Source organism: Glutamicibacter sp. NPDC087673, assembly GCF_044743255.1.
Classification (GTDB): domain Bacteria; phylum Actinomycetota; class Actinomycetes; order Actinomycetales; family Micrococcaceae; genus Glutamicibacter.
Genome location: NZ_JBIUWB010000015.1, coordinates 1 through 5,790 on the forward strand (window position 1 = coordinate 1; position 5,790 = coordinate 5,790).

Sequence of the window (5,790 nt, forward strand, 5' to 3'; positions counted from 1 at the left end):
AGTGTTTGTTGTTTGAGAACTCAATAGTGTGCCAAGTTTGTTGATACCGAATATTTTTATTTGGTGAATACATAACATTTGCTTGAGGCATTGCACCCCCGTGCAGTGTTCTTGAGTGTTTTATTATTCGCCAGGACTTCATTGGCTTCGCCCTTATTTTCCAAGGGGTTGCCGGTGGCTTTTTATTTTTTTATGGAGAGTTTGATCCTGGCTCAGGATGAACGCTGGCGGCGTGCTTAACACATGCAAGTCGAACGATGAAGCCCAGCTTGCTGGGTGGATTAGTGGCGAACGGGTGAGTAACACGTGAGTAACCTGCCCCCGACTCTGGGATAAGCCCGGGAAACTGGGTCTAATACCGGATATTACCTTTGACCGCATGGTTGTTGGTGGAAAGATTTATCGGTGGGGGATGGACTCGCGGCCTATCAGCTTGTTGGTGAGGTAATGGCTCACCAAGGCGACGACGGGTAGCCGGCCTGAGAGGGTGACCGGCCACACTGGGACTGAGACACGGCCCAGACTCCTACGGGAGGCAGCAGTGGGGAATATTGCACAATGGGCGAAAGCCTGATGCAGCGACGCCGCGTGAGGGATGACGGCCTTCGGGTTGTAAACCTCTTTCAGTAGGGAAGAAGCGAAAGTGACGGTACCTGCAGAAGAAGCGCCGGCTAACTACGTGCCAGCAGCCGCGGTAATACGTAGGGCGCAAGCGTTATCCGGATTTATTGGGCGTAAAGAGCTCGTAGGCGGTTTGTCGCGTCTGCCGTGAAAGTCCGAGGCTCAACCTCGGATCTGCGGTGGGTACGGGCAGACTAGAGTGATGTAGGGGAGACTGGAATTCCTGGTGTAGCGGTGAAATGCGCAGATATCAGGAGGAACACCGATGGCGAAGGCAGGTCTCTGGGCATTTACTGACGCTGAGGAGCGAAAGCATGGGGAGCGAACAGGATTAGATACCCTGGTAGTCCATGCCGTAAACGTTGGGCACTAGGTGTGGGGGACATTCCACGTTTTCCGCGCCGTAGCTAACGCATTAAGTGCCCCGCCTGGGGAGTACGGCCGCAAGGCTAAAACTCAAAGGAATTGACGGGGGCCCGCACAAGCGGCGGAGCATGCGGATTAATTCGATGCAACGCGAAGAACCTTACCAAGGCTTGACATGTGCCAGACCGCCTCAGAGATGGGGTTTCCCTTCGGGGCTGGTTCACAGGTGGTGCATGGTTGTCGTCAGCTCGTGTCGTGAGATGTTGGGTTAAGTCCCGCAACGAGCGCAACCCTCGTTCCATGTTGCCAGCACGTAAAGGTGGGGACTCATGGGAGACTGCCGGGGTCAACTCGGAGGAAGGTGGGGATGACGTCAAATCATCATGCCCCTTATGTCTTGGGCTTCACGCATGCTACAATGGCCGGTACAATGGGTTGCGATACTGTGAGGTGGAGCTAATCCCTAAAAGCCGGTCTCAGTTCGGATTGGGGTCTGCAACTCGACCCCATGAAGTCGGAGTCGCTAGTAATCGCAGATCAGCAACGCTGCGGTGAATACGTTCCCGGGCCTTGTACACACCGCCCGTCAAGTCACGAAAGTTGGTAACACCCGAAGCCGATGGCCTAACCACCTTGTGTGGGGGGAGTCGTCGAAGGTGGGACTGGCGATTGGGACTAAGTCGTAACAAGGTAGCCGTACCGGAAGGTGCGGCTGGATCACCTCCTTTCTAAGGAGCTAACCATTATTGGTTGCCCATGCTGGACACGAGTGTTGTCCGGGTGGGTTGCTCATGGGTGGAATATCAATGGACTCAATACCGGAAAACGTGCTGGCTGATGCTGGTGCGGGGTATTGGCTGTGGCCGCGTGGTGCTTGGGCATCTGCTAGTACGCATTGCAGGGGGTTTTCTTCTTGCGGTGCTGGAATGCGGTGTGTGGGTGTTGTGTGGTTTGTATGGTTTGGCATGCTGTTGGGTTTTGAGGCAACAAGCCTCCTTTCCTGGTGAATGGTTGCCGGGGTTCTTCCTGTGGGGAGGGTCCTGGTGGTGTTCGCTTGGGTGAGGGGTTCTTGGTGTTTCGGTGTTTGTCCTGTGTTTGCTGCAAGGATGTCCTGTTGGATTGATGCTGGCCTTTGGTTGGTGTTGGTTTTGGGGTGTTGTTGCGGGGGTGCGGGGTTGTTGTTTGGGAACTGTATAGTGAACGCGAGCATCTTGCAGATGAGATGAGCTGGGTAGTCCTTTTCCTTGGATTGCCTGGTGTTGGAGTCTTGTCTGCGTGATTTTGTTAGATTGTTTTATTGCTCATATCTTTTGACTTTGATGTTGTGTTGAAGTTTTTAAGGGCGCACGGTGGATGCCTTGGCATCAAGAGCCGATGAAGGACGTGGGAATCTGCGATAAGCCTGGTGGAGTCGATAACCGGACGTTGAGACCAGGATTTCCGAATGGGGGAACCCCGCACCATGTTATGTGGTGTGACCTGCAGCTGAATGTATAGGCTGTGTGGAGGGAACGCGGGGAAGTGAAACATCTCAGTACCCGCAGGAAGAGAAAACAACAGTGATTCCGTTAGTAGTGGCGAGCGAACGCGGATGGGGCTAAACCGGTTGGTGTGTGATAGCGGATAGGCGTTGCATCACCGGGGTTGTGGGGTTGACATGTACCAGCGCTATCTTGCTGGTGGGATGAGGTGCAGGCGTATAGGTGAATCGGTTGGAATGCCGGACCATAGAGGGTGATAGTCCCGTAGGTGTAATGCGTGTCTGCCGTTCTAGTGTTGATACCCGAGTAGCACGGGGCCCGTGAAACCTTGTGTGAATCTGCCAGGACCACCTGGTAAGCCTGAATACTACTTGATGACCGATAGTGAATCAGTACCGTGAGGGAATGGTGAAAAGTACCCCGGGAGGGGAGTGAAATAGTACCTGAAACCGTGCGCTTACAATCCGTTAGAGCTGGGGACTTGTTCCCTGGTGATGGCGTGCCTTTTGAAGAATGAGCCTGCGAGTTAGTGTTACGTCGCGAGGTTAACCCGTGTGGGGAAGCCGTAGCGAAAGCGAGTCTGAATAGGGCGTTTGAGTGGCGTGATCTAGACCCGAAGCGAAGTGATCTACCCATGGCCAGGTTGAAGCGCGTGTAAGAGCGTGTGGAGGACCGAACCCACTTCAGTTGAAAATGGAGGGGATGAGCTGTGGGTAGGGGTGAAAGGCCAATCAAACTTCGTGATAGCTGGTTCTCCCCGAAATGCATTTAGGTGCAGCGTTGCGTGTTTCTTGCTGGAGGTAGAGCTACTGGATAGGCGATGGGCCCTACAAGGTTACTGACCTTAGCCAAACTCCGAATGCCGGCAAGTGAGAGCGCAGCAGTGAGACTGTGGGGGATAAGCTTCATAGTCGAGAGGGAAACAGCCCAGAACGCCAACTAAGGCCCCTAAGCGTGTGCTAAGTGGAAAAGGATGTGGAGTTGCTGTGACAACCAGGAGGTTGGCTTAGAAGCAGCCACCCTTGAAAGAGTGCGTAATAGCTCACTGGTCAAGTGATTCCGCGCCGATAATGTAGCGGGGCTCAAGCACACCGCCGAAGTTGCGTCATTCAAATATTAACCTGGTTTCGATTGGGTGTTTGGATGGGTAGGGGAGCGTCGTGTGGACGGTGAAGTCGCGGTGTAAACCAGCGGTGGAGGCCACACGAGTGAGAATGCAGGCATGAGTAGCGAATGACGGGTGAGAAACCCGTCCGCCGAATGATCAAGGGTTCCAGGGTTAAGCTAATCTGCCCTGGGTTAGTCGGGACCTAAGGCGAGGCCGACAGGCGTAGTCGATGGACAACGGGTTGATATTCCCGTACCGGCGAAGGACCGCCCATACTGAGCTGTGGATGCTAACCATGATTGACGCTAGCTGTTGGTGCCTTCGGGTATCTTGCTGGTTGATGTGGTGGGAACCGATGCAGTGAGGTCAGCGTATTAACAGGTGTGACGCAGGAAGGTAGCCGAGCCAGGCAATGGAATTGACCTGGTCCAAGGGTGTAGGAAGAGTGGTTGGCAAATCCGCCGCTCATATATTCTGAGACCTGATAGGCGCCCCGTTTTCGGGGTGATTCGGTGATCCTATGCTGCCTAGAAAAGCATCGGCGCGAGGTCCAAGTCCGCCCGTACCCCAAACCGACACAGGTGATCAGGTAGAGAATACTAAGGCGATCGAGAGAATCATGGTTAAGGAACTCGGCAAAATGCCCCCGTAACTTCGGAAGAAGGGGGGCCTGCCCCGTGATGAGAACTTGCTTCTCTGATGCGGGTGTGGGCCGCAGAGACCAGGGGGAAGCGACTGTTTACTAAAAACACAGGTCCGTGCGAAGTCGCAAGACGATGTATACGGACTGACTCCTGCCCGGTGCTGGAAGGTTAAGAGGACTGGTTAGCAGTAATGCGAAGCTGAGAATTTAAGCCCCAGTAAACGGCGGTGGTAACTATAACCATCCTAAGGTAGCGAAATTCCTTGTCGGGTAAGTTCCGACCTGCACGAATGGAGTAACGACTTCCCCGCTGTCTCAACCATGAACTCGGCGAAATTGCAGTACGAGTAAAGATGCTCGTTACGCGCAGCAGGACGGAAAGACCCCGAGACCTTTACTATAGTTTGGTATTGGTGTTCGGTGCAGCTTGTGTAGGATAGGTGGGAGACTGTGAAGCTTGGACGCTAGTTCAGGTGGAGTCATCGTTGAAATACCACTCTGGCTGTACCGGTCACCTAACTTCGGACCATGATCTGGTTCAGGGACAGTGCCTGATGGGTAGTTTAACTGGGGCGGTTGCCTCCTAAAATGTAACGGAGGCGCCCAAAGGTTCCCTCAGCCTGGTTGGCAATCAGGTGTCGAGTGTAAGTGCACAAGGGAGCTTGACTGTGAGAGTGACAGCTCGAGCAGGGACGAAAGTCGGGACTAGTGATCCGGCGGCACCTCGTGGAAGGGCCGTCGCTCAACGGATAAAAGGTACCTCGGGGATAACAGGCTGATCTTGCCCAAGAGTCCATATCGACGGCATGGTTTGGCACCTCGATGTCGGCTCGTCGCATCCTGGGGCTGGAGTAGGTCCCAAGGGTTGGGCTGTTCGCCCATTAAAGCGGTACGCGAGCTGGGTTTAGAACGTCGTGAGACAGTTCGGTCCCTATCCGCTGCGCGCGTTGGAAATTTGAGAAGGGCTGTCCTTAGTACGAGAGGACCGGGACGGACGAACCTCTGGTGTGTCAGTTGTACTGCCAAGTGCATCGCTGATTAGCTACGTTTGGAAGGGATAACCGCTGAAAGCATCTAAGCGGGAAGCCTGCTTCGAGATGAGATTTCCATGCACCTTGAGTGTGAGAGGCCCCCAGCTAGACCACTGGGTTGATAGGCAGGATGTGGAAGCAAGGACTAAAGACTTGTGTAGCTGACCTGTACTAATAGGCCGATGACTTTCAACACACAATAAAACAATATTTGAACTGATGATTTCAATGCTGTTCGCGTTCACTATGCGGTTACGAGACAACAACCTCTAGCCAGCAAATACAAGATGAGTTACAAGACTTTGTAGCACCGGAAAACACTGACCAGGAAACGTTTTGGTTTGTGTGCTTCGTGATTGTTACGGCGGTCATAGCGTGGGGGAAACGCCCGGTCCCATACCGAACCCGGAAGCTAAGGCCCACTGCGCCGATGGTACTGCACTCGTGAGGGTGTGGGAGAGTAGGTCACCGCCGGACTTAACTTGAGTAGATGGTTTGAGGCCCTGGTACCGTTTGGTGCCGGGGCCTCACCTGTTTAAC

General features: G+C 53.8%; 3 rRNA genes. All 3 read left to right on the forward strand.

Features of this window, described 5'->3' with window-relative positions:
- Positions 1-189 precede the first annotated feature (189 nt).
- A 16S ribosomal RNA gene (locus tag ACIOTL_RS18030) occupies positions 190-1,715 on the forward strand.
- 598 nt (positions 1,716-2,313) lie between these two features.
- Positions 2,314-5,446 (forward strand): 23S ribosomal RNA (locus ACIOTL_RS18035).
- Positions 5,447-5,610: 164 nt separating this feature from the next.
- Positions 5,611-5,727, forward strand: a 5S ribosomal RNA gene (rrf, locus tag ACIOTL_RS18040).
- Together the 16S, 23S and 5S rRNA genes form the textbook arrangement of a ribosomal RNA operon.
- The last annotated feature ends 63 nt before the right edge of the window (positions 5,728-5,790 follow it).